Here is a 23,824-nt window from a genome sequence, read left to right as displayed (position 1 = left end):
GTCTGCATTTGAGCCGAGCCGCGCCCGCCGTACGCCCGTACCGCAAGCGCGGCTGACGTGCGCCCGCAGCACGGTGGCGCGCGTTAACGCGCGAGCCGGCTCAATGTCTCAGTGTTGGGACAATTGTTGACAATGTGATCCATGCGTCTGTCCTAGCATTCGTTTCCGGATACCATCAGATTTTTCCGATTTTGAGATCCACAGTCGGACACAAGGCGGCAGCGACCGCCTCAGGGAATGTCGTGCGTGAGGCACTTGCCGGCGTGCGCAGACGAGAGGAAGTAAAAGCCTGTGAAGCAGCTGGAGGAAGCACAAGGGAACCGGGGCGGCCGCATGCCGTTCCGATCGGGGTGGGTAGGGATGCGCATGGCGCAGCGGGTGCAAGGCATCGCGCTGGCGCTGGCCCTCGGGGCGGCGACGGCTGCGGCCGCGCCGGCGCCCGCGGCGCAGGCGCCATCCATGCCGTCGATCGCCTTGCACTACGGCGCCAAGCCGCCGGTTGACGCTCTGCAAGCCTTCGACATCGCCGTGGTCGAGCCCGACAGCGGCTTCGACCCGCGCCAGGCGGCGACGCCGGCCACGGCCTGGTTTGCCTATGTCAGCGTGGGCGAGGTGCTGGAGAGCCGCGCCTACTTCAAGGACATCCCCAAGGCCTGGTTCGTCGGGCGCAATGACGCCTGGAACGCGCCGGTCATCGACCAGGCAGCCGACGGCTGGCCCGCCTTCTATGTCGACAAGGTGATCGCGCCGCTGTGGCAGCGCGGCTTCCGTGGCTTTTTCCTCGATACCCTCGATTCCTACCAGCTTGCCGCCAGGACCGACGCCGAGCGCGCACGGCAGGAAGCGGGGCTGGTGCGCGTGATCCGCGCGATCAAGGCGCGCTACCCCGAGGCGCGCCTGGTCTTCAACCGCGGCTTCGAGATCCTGCCGCAGGTGCATGACCTGGCCTATGCCGTTGCCTTCGAGTCGCTGTTCCGCGGCTGGAACCAGGCCCAGGGCCGCTATGTCGACGTTGCGCAGGCTGACCGCGACTGGCTGCTGGCGCAGGCGCGCACCATCCGCGAGCAATACCGCCTGCCGGTGATCTCGATCGATTATTGTCCGCCGGCGGACCGCCGCTGCGCACGCGAAACCGCGCAGCGCATCCGCGCGCTGGGGATCACGCCCTATGTGGCCGATCCCGGGCTGCAGACGGTCGGCATCGGCAAGGTCGAGGTGCTGCCCCGGCGCGTGCTGGTAGTGCAGGAGCGCCGCCCCGGGGTGTCGATCGATGATTCCGAGGGTGTGCGCTTTGTCTCGATGCCGCTCAACTACCTTGGCTATCGCGTGGATTTCGCCGAGACCAGCGAGGACCTGCCCGAGATCGGGCCGGACCGCTACGCCGGCGTGGTGGTGTACCTGTCAGGCAATGTCACGGCGCAGCCGGGACGCTTCCATGCCTGGGTGCAGGCGCGCATGGCGCAGGGCATGCCGGTGGTGTTCCTCAACGACTTCGGCACCAGCATGAGCGGCACGGTGGCGCGCAGCTTCGGGCTGAAGGCAGTCAAGGGCCGCGTGTCGGGCCCGGTCGAGGTGCTGGCCAAGGACCGGATGATGGGCTTCGAGATGCCGGTGGCCCCCGACCGCACCCAGGCCGAAGCGATCCAGGTGCCGGACGGCGCCGGCTACCGTTCGCTGCTGCGCCTGCGTTCGGGCACGCTGACCTATGACGCCGCCGCGATCACGCCGTGGGGCGGCTATGTGCTGGGGCCGTATGCGGTGCGCCAGAGCGGCAACGGCAACGGCCAGAGCCGCTGGGTGGTGCAGCCGCTGGACTTCCTGCGCGAGGCGCTGCGCCTGCCCGCCATGCCCGTGCCCGATGTCACCACCGAGAACGGCCGGCGCCTGCTGACCATCCATATCGACGGCGACGGCTTTGCCTCGCGCGCTGAGATTCCCGGCGGCGGCTTCTCCGGCGAGGTGCTGTTCCGCGAGATCTTCGACCGCTACCGGCTGCCGATGACGATGTCGGTGATCCAGGGCGAAGTCAGCAAGGACGGCATGTACCCCAGGCTCAGCGCCGAGCTTGAGCCGGTCGCGCGCAAGATCTTCGCGCAGCCCTATGTCGAGGTGGCCAGCCATACCTTCTCGCATCCGTTCGAGTGGTCGCGCACCGTGCCGGCCCAGCCAGGGCAGCCAACGCAATCCAGCGGCGCCGCGGTGGTCGAGGGCGACGAGGCCTTCCACCTGAGCATCCCCGGCTACAGCATGGACCTGAACCGCGAGATCGGCGGCTCCATCGACTACATCAACCGCACGCTGGCGCCGGCCGGCAAGCCGGTCAGCATGCTGCTGTGGTCGGGCGACTGCCAGCCGCCGGCCGAGGCGCTGCGGCTCACCGAGAAGGCGCGCGTGCTCAACATGAACGGCGGCGATACGCTGATCACGCGCAGCAACCCGAGCTGGACCGCGATCGCGCCGCTAGGCATCAACAAGCCCGGCGGCACCTTCCAGGTGTTTGCGCCCAACCAGAACGAGAACGTCTACACCAACCTCTGGCACGGCCCGTTCTACGGCTTCGAGCGCGTGATCGAGACCTACGAGCTGACCGACAAGCCTTATCGCTTCAAGCCGGTCAATATCTACTACCACAGCTATTCGGGCACCAAGGCCGCGTCGCTGAAGGCGCTGCGCAAGGTCTATGACTATGTGCTGGCGCAGCCGCTGCTGCCGCTGCACTCCACCGACTACGTGCGCAAGGTGCTCGACTGGCAGGACATGGCCGTGGCGCGGGATGTGGGCGACGGCCAGCCGGGCGGCACCGGTGCTGAATGGATCGTGCGCGGCGACGGCAACCTGCGCAACCTGCGCTGGAGCGGCGCGGGCATGCCCGACGTAGGCGCGGCGCACGGCGTGACCGGCACCTCGCCGGCACCGGGCGGCGGCGTCTACCTGCACCTGGATGGCGGCGATGCGCGCTTCGCCGTGCGCGACACAGTCACCGCCCCAGCCGCGCCGCAGCTGGCCGAAGCCAACGGCATCGTGCGCGACTGGTCGCAGCGCGATGGCGTCACGCGCTTCGCCTTCAGCGGCTACTTCAAGCCATTCTTCCGTCTTGCCAACGCCGGCAACTGCCGTGTGAGCGTCGATGGCAAGCCCGTACAGGCCGTCCGCGAGCGCAACACGCTGCGCGTGGATACCGCACCCGTCACCGATCCGAACCATGCCAGGCAACAAGTCGAAGTCCGCTGCGCCGGTTGAGCGCGAGCGGCTGCTGCCGCCGGCGCTGGTGCTGACTTTCACTGCGATGGTGGGGATCGGCCTGGCGCTGATGTTCCCGCGCGAGACTCTGCGCGAGCGCCTGCTGGGCCAGGGCCGCACCATCGACGGGCTGACCATGGCCTACCTGGAAGCCTGGTGGAAGGTCACGCCCGACGACCCCGGTTTCATGGGCGTGCTGGCCGAACAATACGCGCGCACCGGCCGGCTGGAAGAGGCGCAGGCCATGCTGGCGCGCATGCAGGCGGTGCAGGGCACCGACCTGTCGGGCCAGATCCTGCGCACGCGCATCGAGATCGCGCAGCAGCGCGCCTGGGCCGCGCTGCCGGATACGCCTGAGCGCGAACAGAACCTGGTGCAGCTGCGCAGCCTGCTGGACCAGGCTGCCGGGCGCAGCTGGGGGCTGGCCGACCTGCAAACGCTGGCCACGCAGTCGCGCCAGGCCGGCGCCCAGGACGCGATGCGCAAGTTCTATGCGGCGCTGGCCAGCCAGGACCGCAACAACGCGGCCTTCTGGAACCGCCAGCTGGCCGACATGGCGATCGCGGGCGGCGACTATCGCAACGCCGCCAACGCCTTGTTCGCGCAGCAGGCGGCCGCCACCACGCTGGCCGAGCGGCGCGCGCTGTTCCTGAAGGCGGTGCAGACGCTGCAGTCAGGCAACCTGCTGGACGAAGCGCTGGCGCAGGCCGAGCGCCACGGCGGCAAGCTGCTGGACGATCCGGAGGTGCTGCGCTACCTGACGAAGCTGGCGCTGGCGGCCAACAAGCCGGAGCAGGCCAGCCGCTATGTCGAGCGGCTGCTGAAGGTTTCGGCGCGCACGCGCGATGCCGGCCCGGCGGCGCTGGCCGCACGCCAGGCCGAGGCGCGGCGCATCGCCGCCAGCCAGCCGTGGGCCGAGCGCGGCCTGGTCTTCCTTGACGGGCCGCGCGGCCTGGCCTTGCGTGAAGCGCTGGCCGCCTCCGGCCAGCTGGGTACGCGCAAGATTGCGGCGCAAGCTGCTGCGCCCGCGCAGGCGCCGGCGGAGCCAGCCGACAAGCCGTTCAACGCCGACGACTACGAACTCGCCTATCGCGTGTTCCTGTCGGCCGGCAAGCTCGACCAGGCGCAGCGCGTGGCCGAGACCGCGGTGCGCCGGCTGCCGGGCGAGGCGATCTGGCGCGAACGGCTGGCGCAGGTGGCCGAATGGAACCGCCAGCCGGCCGTGGCCCTGAAGAGCTGGCTCGACTATGCCCGCGCCACCAACGACGAGCGCGCGTGGGATGCAGTGATGCGGCTCGCCCCGGGCCTGTCCGACGATCGCGCCTACCTGGCCGCGCTGCGCCACCGCGCGGGCGGCTCGGACCTGAAGACCGTGGACGAGGTGGTGGCTGCCTACGAACGCCTGGGCGAGCCGGAAGAGGCCATGCGCTTCCTCGAAGGCCTGAGCCACGGCCCCAGGGCTCGCGACATCATGGAACGCCACGCCGCGCTGGCCGAGCGCGCCGGCAAGGACGAGCGCGCGTTCCAGATCTATACGCAGATGCAGCAGCGCTTCGGCCCGCGCCCCGCCTATGCGCTGAAGCTCGCCAACCTGCTCTATGTGCGCGGCAAGCTGGCGCAGGCGCTGGACGCCATGCTGCCGGCGCGTGCCACGGCCGGGAAGGATGACATCCTCTACTGGCGCACCTTTACCGAGCTGGCGCGGCTGAACCAGCGCGACGACCTGCTCAAGGACGGCTATCGCCAGCTGATGCTGGCGGCGGCGCAGACGCAGGACGAGCACTGCATGGAGAGGCCGGCGGGCCCGGCGCGCAACGACTGCCTGGACGAGGTCCGCGACACGCAGGAGGCGGATTTCTCCAACCTGATCGCCTACTACGACAAGACCCCGATCGACGCCGGGCGCATCGCCGAGGCCGACTGGCGCCGCGGCGGCAAGCCGGAATCGCTGGAACTGGCGCTGTACTACTACACGCGTGCCCACGCCTACCGGCGTATCGGGCGCCTGTTGCAGGACATGACGCCCGAGCAGCGCCAGGCGGCAGCGCAGTCGAGCCGCTTCCTGATGCGGCGCGCGGAGTACTACCGCGTGACCGGCCAGCGCGACCACGCCCTGGCCGACCTGCGCCGCGCCGCGGGCCTGCGCGATGCCGACAGCGAAACGCTGGCGGCGCTGCTGTGGACGCTGGTCGACCAGGGCAGCGATACCGAAGTGCGCGCGGTGATGCGCCGCGTCAAGGACGACGCGGAAGACAACCCCGACCTGTGGGGCGCCTTCGCCGCGGGCCATATGCGTTTCCAGGACGGGCGCGCGGCCATGCACTACCTGCGCAAGCTCAACGACGGCAAGAGCGCCGATCCGCTCTGGCTCAGCCTGATGGCCGATGCTTATGAAGCCATCGGCCAGACCGACATGGCCTGGCGCGTGCGCCGCCAGGCCTGGATCGACCTGCACCATGGCTGGTCCCAGGGCGGGGTGCGCTATGCCCGGCTGCGGCCCGACAACACCGACGGCGACGAAGAGTACGAGAACGAGTCCGGCGCGCCTTCGCGCGCGGACCTGCGCCGCCAGACCGTGGCGCTGGGGCAGATCTTTGCCTCGGGCGATGTCTCGCGCGCGCTGGTGATCCAGATGCTGCGCGCGGACCGCGCTTCCACGGCGGCGCGCGAACTGGTGCCGCCGATGGCGGGCGCGCCGTCGCAGCTGGGCGAGGTGGCCGGGCTGCCGCCGCTGCATGAGGCGGCAATCGCGCCCGCGTCCGCGGAGGTCGCGCGCAATGCGGCCCGCCGCGATGCCGCGCTGTCCGCTGCCGGGCGCGATGCCGCGCTGGCATGGGCGATGTCCGCGGAATCCAATGAACTGGCGCGAAGCTGGCTGGCCCGCCAGTACGTCAACCGGCTGCAGCGACCGGCCTATGCCGAGGTGGCGATCGCGCTGGACCGGCAGGACATGAACAGCCTTGACCGTATCCTGGAGCGCCAGGCCGGCCGCGTGCCGGTGGCCAACCAGATCGAGGCCAACCAGCAACTGAACCGCATCAGCGCCGCGCAGACGCTGGCCTTCGAGACCCAGGAGCGGGCCCGTTCCGATGACACGCTGCAGGACACCTTGCAGGAGACGCTGCTCTACAACGCCCAGGCGATCGAGCCGCGCGTGAGCTTCATGCACCAGAAGCCGCTGGAATATACCGAAGGCAGCCTCGCGGGTGGCGTGCGCCTGTGGGACGGATATGACCTGAACCTGCGCGGCACCTGGCGCGACCAGCGCAGCACCGACCCCCAGCAGCTGGTGAACGTGCCGTCGTCCGACCGGCGCGCCGACCTGTCGCTGGGTTATCGCGACAACAGCAAGCGCTGGCGTGCCACGGCAGGTTACCGCGAGGGACTGGACACGATGGCGACCGCGCGCTTCTTCGGCGAGTGGAACCAGCAGGGCCGGCTGCAGTTCAGCACGCTGGCCGGGCTGAACCAGCCGGCCGACGAATCGGCGCCGCTGCGCGTGGGCGGGGCCAAGGACGTCGTGGGGCTGGGCGCAACCTGGCGCCTCGGCCTGCGCGAGTTCGTCGGCGCGCGCATCGAGTACAGCAGCTTCCGCGGGCAGGACCGCAGCGCGCTGGGGCATGGCATGGTCTATGACGTCGAGGCCGGCTACAGGATCCGCACCTCGTATCCGGACTACACCGTGCGCGTGGTCGGCACGCATGCCAACTACAGTGCCAATGGCGGCAGCCTGACGCCGCGCATGGCGTCGCTGGTGCCGGTCGGCGACGAAGCCACGCCGGCGTTCTACATGCCGCAGGGCTTCACGCAGGCCGGCGTGCTGTTCGGCTTCGGCACTGAGCTGCTGGACGAATACACACGCAAGTGGCGGCCGTTCGGTGAAGTGGGGCTGCTGCGCGACACGCGCGCACGGCAGAACTTCCGCGTGCAGGGCGGGGTGGCCGGATCGGTATTCGGCAACGACCACCTGGCGCTGTATATCTCGCATGAGACCGCGGCGCGCAACGGTGGCAGGCCGCTGACGGAACTGGGAATGCGCTATCGCTGGCTGTACTGAGCCGGCGGCAGCGGATGGCAGGGATCGGGTAACAACAGGACATGGAAAAGGGGATGAAGATGAACAAGCAAACCACGGCAATGACGGGCAAGACAGTGGCCAGGCGGCTGGCGGCATGGTGCGGCGCGCTGGGCGCGGCCCTGTGGCTGGCAGGCTGTGCGGTGACGGATGTCGGCCGCGCGCCGGCGCTGGCCCGCGGCGAGACCATCGCGGTGCTGCCGATCGTGAACTACACCGAGACGCCGCAGGCCGGCCTGCGCGCCGAGGCGATTGCCGAGAGCCTGCTGAAGACCGGCGGCGTGGCCAGCCTGAAGCGTTATCCGGCCAGCCTGAACCCGGAAACGCTGTTCGAGCCGGCCGAGCGCGAAGCCGTGGGCAAGGCGCTGGAATGGGCGCGTGCCGAGAAGGCCCGCTACGCGCTGACCGGCGCGGTGCAGGAATGGCGCTACAAGGTGGGCGTGGACGGCGAGCCCGCGGTCGGCATCTCGCTGCAGCTGCTGGACGTGAGCAGCGGTGAAGTGGTGTGGTCGGCCACCGGCAGCGACAGCGGCTGGAGCCGCGCCTCGCTGTCGGGCACCGCGCAGAAGCTGCTGCGTCGCCTGCTGGCGCCGCTGATGCAAGGCTGAGGCGGCGGCAAGCCACCAGGAAGAGGCTGCACACCGATGCGGCGATGCAATGGTTGAAGCAAGGGGATGAGCGTGGCCAATACGGCTGACAAGACATATCGCGCGCGGCAAGGACAGGGCATCGGCCTGGGTGGGCGCTATGCGCGCCTGCTGGCGCCGGCGGTCAGCGGGCGCGCGGCCGTGGTGGAACTGGTGGTGGCCATGCTGGCCGCAATGGGGCTGGCGTGGCTGGTGCTGCCGCAGAATCCGCTGCTGCTCGGCATGGGCTTTCCGTGGGCCTGGCTGCTGCCGGTGATCCTGGCGCTGCGCTATGGCACGCTGATCGGCGTGGGCAGCGTGCTGATGCTGCTGGGCGGCTGGTACTTCTACCAGCAGACCGGCGTGATGGCAGGGCCCTTCCCGCGCCTGTTCTTCCTCGGCGGGCTGCTGCTGGTGCTGGTGGCCGGACAGTTCGGCGATATCTGGGGCACGCGCCTGGCGCGCGCCCGCGCCGTGAACCGCTACCTGGACGAACGCCTGGCGGCGCTGACCAAGAACCACTACCTGCTGCGCATCTCGCATGAGCGGCTGGAAAACGACCTGCTGGCGCGGCCCACCACGCTGCGCGACACGCTGTCGCAGCTGCGCAGCGTGGCGCTGGACGAGGCCGCGCGCACCGGCCAGGTGCTGGCCGGTGCGCAGCCGATGCTGCAGGTGGTGGCGCAGGCCTGCCAGCTTGAGGCAGCCGCGCTCCATGCCTGCGATGGCGAGCACGTGGATGGCGTCCCGGTCGCCAGCATCGGCCCGGAATTCACGCTCGACACCACCGACCCGCTGGTGCGCCACTGCCTGGACACGCGCCAGCTGGCGCACCTGAGCGCCGACGGCCTGCAGCATGGCGCGCAGACGCGCTACGTGGCGGTGGCGCCGGTGCTGGCCGGCTCCGACCACCTGATCGGCCTGCTGGTGGTCGAGCGCATGCCGTTCCTGTCGCTGACCTACGAGAACCTGCAGATGCTGATGGTGCTGCTGGGCTACTACGCCGACGGCGTGGAGCACGCCGGCGCCACCCGCACCATCCAGGCGGCGCTGCCGGCCTGCCCATACCCGTTTGCGCTGGACTATGCGCGGCTGTCGCGGCTGCGGCGCGAGACCGGCATCGAAAGCTCGGTTGTGGCGCTGGTGTTCGACGCGGATCCGGAGCGCGATGCGCTGTTCGAGCAGGTGGTGCGCAGCCGGCGCGCGCTGGATGTGGCGTGGCCGGTGGTCAACGCCCATCACCGCGCGATGCTGACGCTGATGCCGCTGTCCGATGCGCAGGCGGTGGCGGCCTACCTGGTGCGCATCGAAGACATGCTGCGCGCGCAGTTCGGCACCGACTTCACCAGTGCGGGCATCGGCGTCTATACGCTGGCGGTGCCCGGCGCCGGCTCGGAAGACGCGCTGGTCAAGCTGCTGCGCCGGGCCCAGGTGGATGGCGCGATCGCGCCGGCCACGCTGCCGGCCGGGGAAGCGCCCCATGTTTAAGCTCGGCGCCAGCGGGCTCGTCGCCCAGATCGCCGCGCTGGCGCTGCTGGCGCGCGCCGGCAACAGCACCGCGCTGCTGCTGGCCTTCTTCGGCATGCAGGCGGTGGCCGCCGCGCTGACGGCGCTGCTGCTGTGGCGCCTGCTGCCGCGGCGCTTTCGCGTGCCGTTCGGATGGAGCTATGGCTTTCTCGCGCTGTTCTGCTTCTTCGTGCCGCTGGGCGGCGCGCTGGTGTGCCTGGGCAGCTACCTGTTCTCGAAGCTGTTCCCGCGGCGCGTGGACACCAGCGGCATCGGCACCGTGGGCTTGCCCGAGTTCGTCACGCACCTGATGTCGCGCGTCACCCACGGCGGCGGCGCGCGCCTGCGTGCGCAGCTGGGCAATGCGCGCGCGCCCCTGCCCGAGCGCATGACCGCGCTGGTGGCGATGCAGTCGATGCCGGCGCGCACCGCCAGCCCGGTGCTGCGCGAACTGCTGGCCGACAGCGTCGACGACGTGCGGCTGCTGGCCTACGGCATGCTGGACGGCGCCGAGAAGCAGCTGACCCAGCAGATCCTGGCCGAGCTGCCGCGGCTGGAGAGCGCCAACAGCGCCAGCGAGCGCGCCGAGATCAGCAAGCGGCTGGCAGACCTGTACTGGGAACTGATCTACCAGAACCTGGTGCAGGGCGACGTCTACCGCTACACCGCCAGCCAGGTCGAGCGCTACGCCAGCGCGGCGCTGCAGTACGACGACAGCAATGCCTCGCTGTGGTACATGCGCGGACGCCTGGCGCTGGCGCGCAATGCCCCGCGCGAGGCGCGTGAATGGCTGCAGCGCGCCGAATCCCTCGGCTTCGCGCGCGAACGCGTGCTGCCGCACCTGGCCGAGGCCGCCTACCTGGAACGCGACTATGCCGCGGTGCGCCAGCTGATGGCATCGTTTGACAGCCCCTCGCCGCTCCCGCTGGTGCGCCCCCTGCTGCGGTACTGGCAATCATGAGCAAGATCCTGGTAAAAGCGACGTCGGCCGACGTCATGTTGCTGCTCGAAGGCACCTTCCCGTATGTGAGCGGAGGGGTGTCGAGCTGGGTCAACCAGATGATCCGCGCGTTCCCGGACCTGCGCTTCGGCATCGTCTTTATCGGCAGCCGGCGCGAGGACTATGGCGACATGGCCTACCAGCTGCCGCCCAACGTGGTACACCTGGAAACGCACTACCTGTACGACTTCCCGCCGCCGCCGCTGGTCCAGGGCAGCACCGGCGATGCCAAGGCGTTCGACGCCTCGGACCGCCTGCACGAGCTGCTGCGCGACCCGGGCCGCGAGGCCGAGGCCGGCGCCATGATGCGCGAGCTGATGCCGGCGCTGCGCGAGGGTGGGGCGCTGGGCGAGGACGCCTTCCTGTACAGCCGCCGCGCCTGGCAGACCATCACCGAGCAATACCGGCGCTTCTGCACGGACCCGTCGTTCACGGACTATTTCTGGACCGTGCGCATCATGCACAAGCCGCTGTGGCAGCTGGTGCGCATTGCCGACAACCTGATCCCGGCGCGCGTCTACCACACGGTTTCCACCGGCTATGCGGGCTTTCTCGGGGCGCTGCTGCGCCACCGCAACCAGCGCCCGCTGCTGGTGTCGGAGCACGGCATCTACACCAAGGAACGCAAGATCGACCTGTTCCAGAGCCAGTGGATCCGCGACAACCGCAATGTGTTCGAGCGCGACATCTCCCAGATCAGCTACTTCCGCGAACTGTGGGTGCGCTTCTTCGAGACCATCGGCCGGGTCTGCTACGACGCCGGCGACGACATCGTCGCGCTGTATGAGGGCAATCGCCGCCGCCAGGTGCAGGACGGCGCGCCTGAGGTGCGCACGCGCAGCATCCCCAATGGCATCGACCTGCCGCGCCTGGCGCCGCTGCGCGCCCGCCGCAAGCCGGGCGTGCCGCCGGTGCTGTGCCTGATTGGCCGGGTGGTGCCGATCAAGGACGTCAAGACCTTTATCCGCGCCATGCTGACGGTGGTGCGCGAGTACCCCGACGCCGAAGGCTGGATCGCCGGCCCCGAGGACGAGGATCCCGACTACGCGCGTGAATGCCGCAGCCTGGCCGAGAGCCTGGGCTTGGGCCAGAAGGTCAAGTTCCTGGGCTTCCAGCGCATCGACGCGCTGCTGCCGCAGGTGGGCGTGCTGGTGCTGAGCTCGATCAGCGAGGCGCTGCCGCTGGTGGTGCTGGAAGGCTTTGCCGCCGGCGTGCCGTGCGTGACCACCGACGTGGGCTCGTGCCGCGAGCTGCTGTTCGGCCTGCCCGGCGACGACGCCGCGCTGGGCTCGGCCGGCGAGGTGGTGCGCATTGCCGACCCCGCGGCCCTGGCCGCGGCGGCGCTCGGGCTGCTGCAGGACCCGGCGCGCTGGCAGGCGGCCCAGGCCGCCGGCGTGGCGCGCGTGGAGCGCTACTACACCCAGGACCGCATGGTGGGCAGCTACCGCGAACTGTATCAACGGCTGATGGCGCAGGCAGACGGCGCCGGGCATGGCGGACCTGAGCGGCAGGGCGGCGGCAACCCCGCGCGCTGCCCGGTCCACGGAGGAGCCTGAGCATGGCTGGCATTGGATTCGAGCTGCGCAAGATGCTGCGGCGGGACAACCTGTCGGGCATGCTGAGCGCCTACGCGTATGCCGGCATCATCAGCTCCGGGCCATGGATCCTGTCGATCGTCGGCATCCTGCTGATCGGCATGCTGAGCCTGCCCTTCGTGGTGCCGGGCTCGCTGATCACGCAGTTCCAGGTGTCGGTGACCTACCTGATCGCCGGCAGCCTGATCCTGACCGGGCCGATGCAGCTGGCGTTCACGCGCTTCACCTCGGACCGGTTGTTCGAGAAGCGCGACCACCTGGTCCTGAGCAACTACCACGCGGTGGCGCTGCTGGCGACGGTGCTGTCGGGCGGCATCGGCGTGGCGTGCGCGGTATTCAGCTTCGGCGAGCAGTCGGTGCTGTACCGGCTGCTGATGGTGGCGGGCTTCGTGGTGCTGAGCAATATCTGGATTGCCGCGATCTTCCTGTCGAGCATGAAGCAGTACAAGGCCATCGTGTGGACCTTCCTGCTGGGCTACGCGATCTCGGTCGGCGCCGCGCTGGTGCTGCGCGGCCACGGGCTGGAAGGGCTGCTGGGCGGTTTCGCCGCCGGCCAGCTGTGCCTGCTGACCGGCATGGTGACGCTGATCTACCGCAACTACACCAGCCGCCAGTTCATGTCGTTCGAGGTGTTCCAGCGCCGCCATGCCTACCCCAGCCTGGTGGCGATCGGCCTGCTCTACAACCTGGGCATCTGGATCGACAAGTTCATGTTCTGGTACGCGCCCTCCACCGGGCAGCAGGTGATCGGGCCGCTGCATGCGTCGATCATCTACGACATCCCGGTGTTCCTGGCCTACCTGGCAATCATCCCGGGCATGGCGGTGTTCCTGGTGCGCATCGAGACCGATTTCGTCGAGTACTACGACGCGTTCTACAACGCGGTGCGCGGCGGCAGCTCGCTCGAGCATATCGAGGACATGCGCAACACCATGGTCCAGACCATCCGGCTGGGTTTGTACGAGATCGTCAAGGTGCAGGCCATCGCCGCGCTGCTGCTGTTCGCGGTGGGCGTGTGGGTGCTGCGGCTGCTGGGCATTTCCGAGCTGTACCTGCCGCTGCTGTACGTGGACGTGATCGGCGCCAGCCTGCAGGTGGTGCTGCTGGGGGTGCTCAACATCTACTTCTACCTGGACCGCCGCCGCGAGGTGCTGCTGCTGACCGCGACCTTCGTGGTGCTGAACTTCGCGCTGACGCTGCTGACGCTGCACCTGGGGCCGGCCTGGTACGGCTACGGCTTTGCGGTGTCGCTGCTGGTGGTGGTGGCGCTGGCGCTGTACCTGCTGGACCGCAAGCTGGACCGGCTGGAGTACGAGACCTACATGCTGCAATAGGCCCTGCCGGGGCCGCGCCGGCCGGCTCCCCGGGCGGCGCGATGGCGGCAAGGATGATGCAGATCGAAAGACGATCGCGGAGGGATCGGCGCAGTTGCCGCCGCCACCCCTCGTCGGGGCATCTCGACGGAAGGGCCTGCGATTGGGTAACATGGCGGCAGCCGGCGGGCTTCGGCCTGGCCCGTCGGATCAGATCGACGGCCGCGCCCCCTGGGGGTGAATATGAGGAATGACTTGCCGGCCGAGCCGTCGACATGCCGTGGCAGAGACCGCAGTTGCAGTCGGAAGCTGGCAGAAGGATGTAGAGGTATGCGAATTGCCTCCGTGGAGGATGATCCGGATCAGGCCGAACTGATCCGGCAGATATTGAGCGAAGCCGGCTTCGAGTGCGAGTCCTACGCCAACGGCGCGGACTTTCTGCGCGCGCTGCGCGAGCGCGCCTATGACCTGTTGCTGGTCGACTGGCAGTTGCCGGGCACCAGCGGCTATGAGCTGGTCAGCTGGGTGCGGCAGAAGTCCGGCAATATGCCGCCGATCCTGTTCGTCACCAGCCGCACCGCCGAATCCGACATCGTCGACGGCCTCACCGTGGGCGCCGACGACTACATGCTCAAGCCCATCCGCGCCGGCGAGCTGATCGCCCGCGTGCGTTCGCTGCTGCGCCGCGCCTACCCCGAGGCGGCGCAGGAAGTGGAGCTGATCCGGCGCGGCAACTACATCGTCGATACCCACGCGCGCACCATCACCGTCGGCGGCGAGCCGGCGCTGCTGTCCCCGCGAGAATATGAGCTGGCCCTGTTCCTGTTCCGCAATACCGGGCGCCTGCTGGCGCGCGAGGTGATGGAGCAGGCCGTCTGGGGCCGCGCCATGGGCGCGGGCTCGCGCACGCTGGATACGCATATCTCGCGGCTGCGCCTCAAGCTGGCGCTGCGCCCCGAGAACGGCGTGCGGCTGACCTCCGTGTACTCGCACGGCTATCGCTTTGAAGAGGCTTCCGCGGCAGATGTGGAGGCGGATGAGGCCGGGGCGGATGCGTAAGGTGATCGGTGGTGCCGCGCTGGCCCTGCTGGCCGGCATGGCGGTTCCGGCGCACGCCGGGCCCGCGGGCGCGGAAGGCGCCGATTTTATCTACCTGGTGGAGCCGGGCGATACGCTGATCGGCCTGGCCTCGCGCTACATGGCGTCCGAGCAGGGGTGGCGCACGCTGCAGCGCCTGAACGGCGTGGCCGATCCGTACCGGCTGGTGCCCGGCTCGCGCCTGCGCATCCCGCTCAGCCAGATTCCCGAGCAGGCCGCGTCGGCGCGTGTGGTCCATGTGGCCGGCGCGGTCCGCGCCAATGGCCGGCCGGTGCAGGCCGGCATGACGCTGGACGAAACCACGCGCATCGAGACCCCCGCGGGCGGCTCGGTCACGCTGGAGTTGCCGGACCGCAGCCGCGTCACGGTGCCGCCGGCCACCACGCTCTCGGTCAGCCGGCTGCGCATGTTCGCGCGCAGCGGCCTGACCGACACCGTGATCCGCATCGAGAAGGGTGCCGCCGATACGCGCGTGGCACCGCAGGGCGGCGGCGTCGGGCGCTTCGAGCTGCATACGCCGATGATGGTGACCGGCGTGCGCGGCACCCGCTACCGGGTCTCGGCCGACACGGCAGGAAGCCGCAGCGAGGTGCTGGAAGGGCGCGTCGGCGTCAGTGCGGCGCGGGGTGCCCGCGCCAGGCCGGCAGCAGAGCGTGCCATGACCGCGGCGGCTTCGGTCGGTGCCGGCTATGGCATCGGCGTGTCGGCCGGCGGCAAGCTGTCGCAGCCGGTGGCGCTGCTGCCGGCGCCGGCCCTGCTGCCCCCGGCCGATACCGTGCTGGGCCCGTCCTTCGAGGCCGCCTGGCAGCCGGTGCCGGGCGCCACCGCCTACCGCGTGCTGGTGGCGCGCGATGCGGCGCTGAGCGAACTGGTCTGGACCGGCACCGCCAGTGGCGCCACTGCCACGACCGCGCGCGTCGACGGCCTGCCCGAGGGCACGCTGTACCTGAGCGTCAGTGCCATCGACAAGCACCAGCTGACCGGCCATGACGCCCAGGCACCGGTGTCGGTGCGGCTGAACCCGCCGGCGCCGTTCACGCAGCAGCCTGCCGCCGATGCGGTGCGCTATGCCGAAGCCGTCGCCTTCGAATGGGCCACCGTGCCGAGCGCGGCGCGCTACGAACTGGCGCTGGCCGCCGATTCGGCCTTTACGCGCGATGCCGTGGTGCAGGCGGCCTCCGAGCCCGCCGCCACGCAAGCGCTGGTGCCGGGCCGCTGGTGGTGGCGCGTGCGCAGCGTCGATGCGGCGGGCCGGCCGGGCCCGTGGTCGGACACGGTCCCGTTCAGCGTCGAACCCAAGCCGCCCGTGCCGACCCTGCAGGACGACGGCGGCGCGCTGCATATCGGCTGGCCCGAGGGCAGCGGCGCCGGCGCGGGCTACCGGGTCCAGGTGTCGGCCGATGCCGGCTTTGCCACGCTGCTGGCCGACGAGCACACCACCACCAATGCCATTGACCTGCCGCGCCCCGCGCCCGGCGTCTATTTCATCCGCGTGGCACGTGCGGCGCCGGGGGTGACACCTGACCCGGCGGCGTTCTCCGCGCCGCAGCGCATTGAAGTCAATGCCCTCCTGCGCGACTCGCAGGGCGGCGCAATCGGGTCGGGCGACCGGCCAGACGGTGGTGGCCGCATCCGGCTCAACTGACGCGCCAGGCCCGGCACCGGCCGCGCCCGGGCACGCTTTCGGGCAGCGCACGCTGATCGAATGGTGCCTGCTGCTTGCTGCCGTGCTGGCCCTGGTGGTGCTGGCCGCGCGCCAGGGCTGGGCCGAGCGCGCCGACCTGGCCGCCTACGACATCGCCATCAGCGCCCAGCACCATCCGGCCCGCGACGACATCGTCATCGTCGGCATCGATGACGCCAGCATCACCGCCATCGGCCGCTGGCCGTGGCGCCGCGCGGTGCTGGCGCAGCTGGTCGAGCGCATCGCCGCCGGCCGGCCGCGCGTGATCGGCGTGGACGTGATCCTGTCCGAGCGCGACACCCGCTATCCGCAAGACGACGCCGTGCTGGCCCGCAGCCTGGCCCGGGCCGGCAACGTGGTGCTGCCGGTGGTGGCCGAATCCGGCCCCGCCGGCATGCTGGTGCGCTACCCGCTGGCCGGGCTGGGCGCCGCGGTGGGCCATATCAACATGGTGGTCGATACCGATGGCGTGGCGCGCCAGGTCTATCTGAGCGAAGGGCCCCATCCGGTGGCCGCCGCCGGCGTGCCGCACCTGGCCGCGGTGATGGCGGCGTTCGGTCGCGCCGCCGAGCCGCCCGGCATCGCGCGCCAGGAGCCGGCCCGGATCACCGAAGCCAACGGCTGGGAGCGCAGCGGCCGCCTGCGTATCCCGTATGCCGGCCCGCCCGGCACCTTTGCCCGCGTGTCGGCGCGCGACGTGCTGGATGGCCGCGCCAACCCCGCCATCTTTGCCGGCAAGGCCGTGCTGATCGGCGCGCTCGCCACCGGCATGGGCGACGTGCTGCCGACGCCGGTGTCGCGCGATGGCCGCGGCATGAGCGGGGTGGAGATCCTGGCCAATACCGTGCAGGCGCTGACCGACGGCGATGCCATTGTGGCGGTGCCGCGCGCGTGGCAGGTCGGCGGCACGCTGCTGGCGGTGCTGCTGGCCGCACTGGCCGCGCTGCGCCTGCCCCCGCGCGGCGCGCTGGTGGCCACCGGGCTGCTGCTGGCGGCCCTGCTGGGCGGCTCGCTGTTGCTGCTGGCGCTGGCGCGGCTATGGTTTGCACCCGCCGCCGCGGCGCTGGGCTGCGTGCTGTTCTACCCGCTGTGGAGCTGGTTGCGCCAGGAGGCGGCCCTGCGCTTCCTTACCGACGAACTGGCGCGGCTGGAACGCGAACCCGGCCTGATTGCCGCGCCGCGCCATACCGGCGCCACGCTCGACAGCCGCATGCGCGCCGTCTACAGCATGAGCGCGCAACTGCGCGGCACGCGCCGCTTCCTGTCCGATGGCCTGGAAAGCCTGCCCGATGCCACCGCGATCTGCGACCTGGATGGCGGCGTGATGCTGGCCAACCGGCGCTGCGTGGCGCTGGCGCCCGCGGTGCTGGACGGCGAGCCCGCTCATGCGCCGGGCGCGGCCGGGCCGCCGCGGGCCGCCATCCGCGCGCTGATCGAGGCAATCTTTCCCGTGCCGGCACCGGCCCTGGCGTACTGGCAGTCGCTGCACGACCGCCACGCCGGCGCCCGCATCGCTCCGGTCCCGGTTCCCGACGGCGGCATCGAGGTGGCCGGGCGCGGCGACCGCCGCTACCTGCTGCATGGCGCGCCGCTGCACGCCGAGGCCGGCGCCGTGGCCGGCCTGATCGTCAGCGTGATCGACATCACCGCGATCCGCATTGCCGAGCGCCAGCGCGAGCAGATGCTGCGCTTCCTGTCGCACGACATGCGCTCGCCGCAGGCATCGATCCTGGCCTTGATCGAGCTGCATGAGCGCCGCGCGCGGCGCGATGGGGCAGCCGCCGGCGACGTCGCCACGGACAGCGGCGTGCTGGCACGCATCGCCGCCCATGCACGCCGCACGATGACGCTGGCCGACGACTTTATCAGCGTGGCGCGCGCGGAGTCGAAGACCCTGGCGTTCATGGAAGTGGAATTGGGTGGCCTGGTGCTGGATGCGACGGACCAGCTCTGGGCGCTGGCCAATGCCCGCGACGTGACGCTGCAGATCGACCTGCCTGACGAGCCCGCGGTGCTGCAGGGTGAACCGACGCTGCTGGCGCGCGCCATCGCCAACCTGGTCAGCAATGCGATCAAGTTCAGCCCGCAAGCGGGGACCGTGACGGTCTCGCTCACGCGTGAGCCGGGCAGCTTTGTCGTTGCCGTGCAGGACCATGGGCCGGGGATTGCCGAGGCCGACCAGGCACGATTGTTCGAACCGTTCGCGCGCTTGCATGAGGGGCAGCAGGGCGCGCCGGAAGGCACGGGTCTGGGGCTGGTGCTGGTGCGTGCCGTGGCCGAGCGGCATGGTGGCAAGGCCAGCGTGCGCAGTGCGGCTGGGGCGGGGGCGGTGTTCCGCATCGAATTGCCTGTGGCCTGAGCGGCACAGCAATGGCCGCAAGCCACGTTACGGCCGCCGACACAATTGTTGGCAGTCGCCACAGGCGGATTTGCGTAGCATCGTATCGCCGCTGGAGCCGCATCCGGCGGTCTTCGCGCCCACGCCAGCTCCCCCAATGGCCGTAACTGGCGTGGGCGGCTTTTTTGGGTGCCACTTGAACTCAGTACCCACCTTGCCCGGGCACCCACGCGGTCCCGGCAAGCGGCACCTGTGTCATCGCCGCCGCCTCGATGGTCAGTGCAACGAGGTCTTCGGGCTCCAGGTTATGCAGGTGCGACTTGCCGCAGGCACGCGCGATGATCTGCGCTTCCATCGTCATGACCGACAAGTAGTTTGCCAGGCGCCGCCCGGCCTGTACCGGATCCAGGCGAGAAGCCAGTTCCGGATCCTGCGTGGTAATGCCTGCGGGATCCTTGCCCTCATGCCAGTCGTCGTAAGCGCCCGGAACGGTCCCGAGCTTGTGGTACTCGCCGGCATGGCGCGGGTCGTTGTCCCCCAGCGCGACCAGTGCAGCCGTGCCGATGGCAACGGCATCTGCTCCAAGGGCGAGGGCCTTGGCGACGTCCGCGCCGTTGCGAATGCCGCCCGAGACAATCAGCTGAACCTTGCGATGCATGCCCAGGTCCTGAAGCGCCTTCACCGCGGGCCGGATGGCCGCGAGGATGGGGATGCCCACGTGCTCGATGAACACTTCCTGCGTCGCGGCGGTGCCACCCTGCATGCCATCGAGCACCACCACATCGGCGCCGGCTTTGACCGCCAGGGCCACGTCATAGTAGGGGCGGGTGGCGCCAACCTTGACGTAGATGGGTTTCTCCCAGTCGGTAATTTCCCGCAGTTCGAGGATCTTGATCTCGAGGTCGTCGGGGCCGGTCCAGTCCGGATGCCGGCATGCCGAGCGTTGATCGATGCCTTCGGGAAGGCATCGCATCCTTGCCACGCGCGCGCTGATCTTCTGTCCCAGCAGCATGCCGCCGCCACCGGGTTTCGCGCCCTGTCCGATCACGACTTCGATGGCGTCAGCCTTGCGCAGGTCGTCGGGGTTCATGCCGTAGCGTGAGGGCAGGTACTGGTACACCAGCGTCTGCGACTGGCCGCGCTCCTCCGGTGTCATGCCTCCGTCGCCCGTGGTCGTGCTCGTGCCGGCGATGGTGGCGCCGCGTCCCAGTGCCTCCTTGGCCTGGGCGGACAGCGCGCCGAAGCTCATGCCGGCAATGGTGACCGGCGTCTTCAGGTGAATCGGCTTTTTGGCGTAGCGCGTTCCCAGGACGACGTCGGTTCCGCACTTCTCCCGGTAGCCTTCCAGCGGATAGCGGCTGACCGAGGCGCCCAGGAACAGCAAGTCATCGAAATGCGGCAGCTTGCGCTTGGCGCCGCCGCCACGGATATCGTAGATGCCGGTGGCCGCGGCGCGCCGGATTTCGGCCAGGGTAGCCGGGTCGAACGTCGCGGAATAGCGCGGTGGAGTCTGGGTGGAACTTGATGCCAGGTCCTGCAGTTGGGTCGGGGCATTCATATCAATAGGCTCCTGCGTTATCGACATGGAAGTTGTAGAGCGTGCGGGCAGACCCGTACAGCTTGAACGACGACGGGTCGACATCCACATGGCCGGCGCGGTGGAGCAGGCCGGCCAGCACCACGCGTTCGCGCGGGCCCATGGTCTTCTCTTCGCAATCGGCGCCCAGGCTCTTCACCTTGCCACGCACATAGATGGCGGCTTCGTAGAGCGAGTCGCCCAGCGCTTCGCCGGCGTCGCCGAGCACCACCAGGTTGCCCGCTTGCGCCATGAACGCCGAGAAGCTGCCGACGGAACCGCCGACGACGATATCGGCGCCCTTCAGCGAAATCGCGCAACGCAGGCCGGCATCGCCGTCGATCACCAGCAGCCCGCCGTGGGCAGTGGCGCCTGCGGCGTTGGAGGCGAAGCCCTTGACGTGGACCTTGCCGCTCATCATGTTCTCGGCGACGCCGGTTCCGGCGCTGCCGTTGATGGTCACGGTGGCGCCTTGATTCATCCCGGCGGCGTAGTAGCCGGCATGGCCTTCGATGACCACGTCGACAGGCGCATTCAATCCGGCGGCGATCGCGTGCGCGCCGTTCGGGTTGTCGATCTGCACGCGCAAGCCGCCTTGCGCAGGCACGTCCTTGTGCAGGTACTGGTTGACTTCGCGCAGCGGCGTGACCGCGAGGTCAAATTTCACGCTTTCCATACGTACATCTCCTCGGGTGCTGGTTCGAAAACATGGGCGTGCCTGACGCCGGGCAGGTGGGCCAGCGAGCGGAATTCCGACGCGATCGCGACGTAGTCGTCGGTTTCGGCCACTACCGCGGGCTTGCAGGCGAAGGGGTCGCGGATCAGCGCCAGTTCCGTGGGCGTTCCCATCAGGAAGGTGTAGAAGCCATCCAGGACATCAAAGCCTGCCTGCAGCGCCTGCTCTAGCGTGTCGCCTTCGCGCAGCCGCCATTCCAGGAAACGCGTTGCCGCCTCGGTGTCGTTGTCGGTGTCGAAGTGGATGCCATGGGGCGCCAGCATGCGCCGGATGCCGTTGGGATTCGACAGGGAGCCGTTATGCACCAGGCAAAAGTCCTCGCCGGCGGTGAACGGGTGTGCGCGATCGGGCGTGACGGCAGATTCGGTGGCCATGCGGGTATGGCCGACGAGGTGGCTGCCCTGGAGTTCGGCGAAGCGGTAACGGGCTGCCACTTCAGCCGGGGTGCCGATGTCCTTGTAGAGGTCGATGCTGCGGCCCGTCGAGAACACATGCAGCTTGGGGTCGTTCGCGGCGATCCAGTCCTTGACGCGCTCTGGCCCGCCGCGGAAAGTCACGATGCCATGGTTTCCCTGTGCCTGCACGGTTGCGTGCACGTCGAGGGCCGCATTCAATGCGTCGGCCAGGCGATTCCAGTCATAGCGTTCGCCGTCATCGGTGTAGCCGGCATAGACGCTGATCTTCCTGTGGCGTTCTTCCACAGGCGCCGAGAACACCGCCAATCCCGCTGAATCCGGGCCGCGCTCGGTCATGCCGATCAGCATGGGCACCATCAGCTCGCCAAGCTTTTCCCGCAGCGAAGATGTCTTGACTAACAATGCAACAATTCCGCACATAGCGTGATTCCTTCTTCAAAAGAATTCCAGGTACTGCTTCACTTCCCAGTCCGAGACATGCCGTTGATATTCGAGCCACTCCATGCGCTTGAGCTTCAGGAACTCTTGCGCAACGGGTCCCAGTGCCTCGGTTATCAGCGCATCGGCTTCGAGGGCATCCAGCGCGCTGCCAAGGTTCTGGGGTAGCAGGCCGATGCCGGCTTCGGCCAGCTGCGCCTCGCTCCACTCATAGAGATTGGTGTTGCGCGGTGCGCCGGGATCGAGCTTCCGGTCGATGCCGTCAAGCCCCGCCGCAATCACGGCCGCTGTGGCGAGATACGGGTTGGCGGCGCCATCGGGCAGCCGCAGTTCCAGCCGGCCCTTGGGGATGCGGATCATGCTCGAGCGATTGTTGTCGCCATAGCTGATATACGCGGGAGCCCAGGTGGCGCCGGTGAGGGAACGGCCCACCACGAGCCGCTTGTAGGAATTGACGGTGGGCGCGCAAAGCGCCGTGAGCGCCGGCGCATGGGCCAGCAGCCCGCCAAGGAAGTGATAGGCCAGCTGGGACAGGTCCAGCCCGCGCGGGTCGCTCTTGTCAGCAAACAGGTTGCGCTGGCCATCGCCGATCGACATGTGCATATGCATGCCGTTGCCGGGGCGGTTTGCAAACGGCTTCGGCATGAAGGAGCACACCAGGCCCAGCTCGTTGGCGATTTCCGATGCCGCCATCTTGAAGAAGATGAAATGGTCGCAAGACGTCAGGCAGTCGGTGAAGGTGTAATTCAGTTCGAATTGCCCGTTGGCGTCTTCATGGTCGATCTGGTAGACATCGATTCCCGCGGCGCGCAGTCCGTTGGACAGACGCTCCAGGAAAGTACGCGTGCGCGACAGCCCCTTGTAGTCGTAGCAAGGCTTGGCCAGCGTATCGCTCGGGTCGCACGGACCGATGCCGCCTTTGTCGTCACGGCGCAGCAGCGAAAACTCAGGCTCGAGGCCGGTATAAAGCGTGTAGCCACCTTGCGAGAGCCTGGCGATCTGCCGCTTCAGGACGACCCGGCTGTCGTACTGCCATGGCGCACCATCGACATGCCCTTCGCATACGATCCGGGCCAGGCCCGGCTGCCATGGCACCAGCCCGATGGTGTCGAGATCCCCGCGAGCCATGAAGTCCGGGCCATGCGGTTCAATGCCGACGCCCCAGATGGCAAAGCCGGCAAAGCCCGCACCCTCTGCCAGGACCGAGCCAAGATGCGCCACTGGCACCGATTTGGCCTTGGCGACGCCGTGGATATCGACGAACTGCGCGAGGACGTAGCTGACGCCGCGCGCCAGCAGATAGTCTTGAGCGTCTTCGACGGTGTTGAACCGCGGAGCCGGGGTCAGCGCCCCGGCTGGCGCCGCAAGATGCGCACTCAACTCTGACTTCATGGATCGGCTCCTTCCGACTTTGGAATGCGCCTCGCAGCGCCAGGCGCATGATTTGCTCACTGGGACGCAAATCTGCGATGATTCCTGTGGAGCAACAAATGTGCCCATAAGGAATCATCCTCCTGGTGCGTCAATGACTGAGAGACCCACATGAAGACCCATGCCGAGCCCCCTTTTGAAGCCCACGTGCCCCACATTGAGGAATCGGTGGGCATGGTCATTCGCGAACTGCGGCTGCGGGAAAGGCTGACGATTGCCCAGGTCGCGGAACAGGCAGGCCTGAGCCGCGGGATGCTGTCGAAGATCGAGACCGGCAGCACCATGGCCGGCATGGATACGCTTGCCCGTATCGCCCGCGCGCTGGGCGTGCCAATGGCGGTGCTGTTCAGCAAGTACGATGGCGCGTCGGCTGCCGCGCAGCATGTCAGGCATGGAGCGGGGATGGAGGTGGTGCGGCGCGGCACCAGGAGCGGTCATACCTATCATCTGCTGGCCTATGACCAGGGCCCCGTGAAAGCCTTTGAGCCGTTCCTGATCACGATCGAGGACGACACCGAGCGCTACCCGACCTTCCAGCACCCCGGCACCGAATTCCTGTACATGCTGGAGGGCGTGGTCGAGTATCGCTGCGGACAGCAAACCTATACGCTCGAACCCGGCGATGCCCTGACCTTCGCCGGCGCGATACCGCATGGCCCGGTAGGCCTGACCAGGTGTCCGATCAGGTTCCTGTCCATCACCATCTATCCGCGACAAGGGGAGTGATGGTGCCCTGCGACCCGGATCGGCAG

At 69.0% G+C, this 23,824-nt stretch carries 15 protein-coding genes; 11 read left to right on the top strand and 4 right to left on the bottom strand.

What is annotated here, in order from left to right:
- Positions 1-333: 333 nt before the first annotated feature.
- From C265_RS18835 to C265_RS18790, 10 genes are all read left to right on the top strand, one after another.
- A complete protein-coding gene (locus C265_RS18835) occupies positions 334-3,240 on the top strand; it encodes a bifunctional glycoside hydrolase 114/ polysaccharide deacetylase family protein (protein WP_246840228.1) in 2,907 nt (968 codons plus the stop codon).
- Positions 3,203-7,297 (top strand): tetratricopeptide repeat protein, encoded by a 4,095-nt coding sequence (locus tag C265_RS18830; protein WP_010810933.1) that lies wholly within the window; start codon positions 3,203-3,205, stop codon positions 7,295-7,297. The genes C265_RS18835 and C265_RS18830 overlap by 38 nt, the downstream gene beginning before the upstream one ends.
- 59 nt (positions 7,298-7,356) lie before the next feature.
- The gene (locus C265_RS18825; protein WP_037024784.1) at positions 7,357-7,923 is read left to right on the top strand and encodes a transporter; all 567 of its coding nucleotides are present in this window, start codon (positions 7,357-7,359) and stop codon (positions 7,921-7,923) included.
- A 66-nt stretch (positions 7,924-7,989) separates the two neighbouring features.
- On the top strand, positions 7,990-9,429 hold the full coding sequence (locus C265_RS18820; protein ID WP_010810935.1) for a PelD GGDEF domain-containing protein: 1,440 nt from the start codon (positions 7,990-7,992) through the stop codon (positions 9,427-9,429).
- Positions 9,422-10,408 carry a lipopolysaccharide assembly protein LapB gene (locus tag C265_RS18815; RefSeq protein ID WP_010810936.1) on the top strand — a complete coding sequence of 329 codons (987 nt, stop codon included), beginning with the start codon at positions 9,422-9,424 and terminating at the stop codon, positions 10,406-10,408. Before C265_RS18820 ends, C265_RS18815 begins: the two co-directional genes overlap by 8 nt.
- Positions 10,405-12,003 (top strand): GT4 family glycosyltransferase PelF, encoded by a 1,599-nt coding sequence (gene pelF, locus C265_RS18810; protein ID WP_010810937.1) that lies wholly within the window; start codon positions 10,405-10,407, stop codon positions 12,001-12,003. Before C265_RS18815 ends, pelF begins: the two co-directional genes overlap by 4 nt.
- A 2-nt stretch (positions 12,004-12,005) precedes the next feature.
- A complete protein-coding gene (gene pelG / locus C265_RS18805) occupies positions 12,006-13,376 on the top strand; it encodes an exopolysaccharide Pel transporter PelG (protein ID WP_010810938.1) in 1,371 nt (456 codons plus the stop codon).
- A gap of 309 nt (positions 13,377-13,685) precedes the next feature.
- Entirely contained in the window at positions 13,686-14,414 is a 729-nt protein-coding gene (locus tag C265_RS18800; protein ID WP_010810939.1) for a response regulator transcription factor, read from the top strand.
- Positions 14,407-16,098 carry a FecR domain-containing protein gene (locus tag C265_RS18795; RefSeq protein WP_010810940.1) on the top strand — a complete coding sequence of 564 codons (1,692 nt, stop codon included), beginning with the start codon at positions 14,407-14,409 and terminating at the stop codon, positions 16,096-16,098. Before C265_RS18800 ends, C265_RS18795 begins: the two co-directional genes overlap by 8 nt.
- A complete protein-coding gene (locus C265_RS18790; RefSeq protein WP_010810941.1) occupies positions 16,073-18,496 on the top strand; it encodes a CHASE2 domain-containing protein in 2,424 nt (807 codons plus the stop codon). The genes C265_RS18795 and C265_RS18790 overlap by 26 nt, the downstream gene beginning before the upstream one ends.
- A gap of 181 nt (positions 18,497-18,677) precedes the next feature.
- Here C265_RS18790 and C265_RS18785 read toward each other — a convergent pair whose 3' ends face one another.
- The 4 genes from C265_RS18785 to glnT are packed head-to-tail and all read right to left on the bottom strand — an operon-like array spanning position 18,678 to position 23,033.
- On the bottom strand, positions 18,678-20,033 hold the full coding sequence (locus C265_RS18785) for an FMN-binding glutamate synthase family protein (RefSeq protein WP_010810942.1): 1,356 nt from the start codon (positions 20,031-20,033) through the stop codon (positions 18,678-18,680).
- Between the two features lies 1 nt (position 20,034).
- The gene (locus C265_RS18780) at positions 20,035-20,727 is read right to left on the bottom strand and encodes a glutamine amidotransferase (RefSeq protein ID WP_010810943.1); all 693 of its coding nucleotides are present in this window, start codon (positions 20,725-20,727) and stop codon (positions 20,035-20,037) included.
- The gene (locus tag C265_RS18775) at positions 20,715-21,623 is read right to left on the bottom strand and encodes a glutamine amidotransferase (protein ID WP_010810944.1); all 909 of its coding nucleotides are present in this window, start codon (positions 21,621-21,623) and stop codon (positions 20,715-20,717) included. Before C265_RS18775 ends, C265_RS18780 begins: the two co-directional genes overlap by 13 nt.
- Positions 21,624-21,638: 15 nt before the next feature.
- Complete coding sequence (gene glnT / locus C265_RS18770) at positions 21,639-23,033, bottom strand: type III glutamate--ammonia ligase (protein ID WP_010810945.1); 1,395 nt, start codon at positions 23,031-23,033, stop codon at positions 21,639-21,641.
- A 150-nt stretch (positions 23,034-23,183) separates the two neighbouring features.
- Here glnT and C265_RS18765 point away from each other — a divergent pair, with 150 nt between their 5' ends.
- Positions 23,184-23,798 carry a helix-turn-helix domain-containing protein gene (locus C265_RS18765; protein WP_010810946.1) on the top strand — a complete coding sequence of 205 codons (615 nt, stop codon included), beginning with the start codon at positions 23,184-23,186 and terminating at the stop codon, positions 23,796-23,798.
- Positions 23,799-23,824: the final 26 nt, after the last annotated feature.

Source organism: Cupriavidus sp. GA3-3 (assembly GCF_000389805.1).
Lineage (GTDB): Bacteria > Pseudomonadota > Gammaproteobacteria > Burkholderiales > Burkholderiaceae > Cupriavidus > Cupriavidus necator_D.
This window is presented reverse-complemented; position numbering and strand designations above follow the sequence as displayed.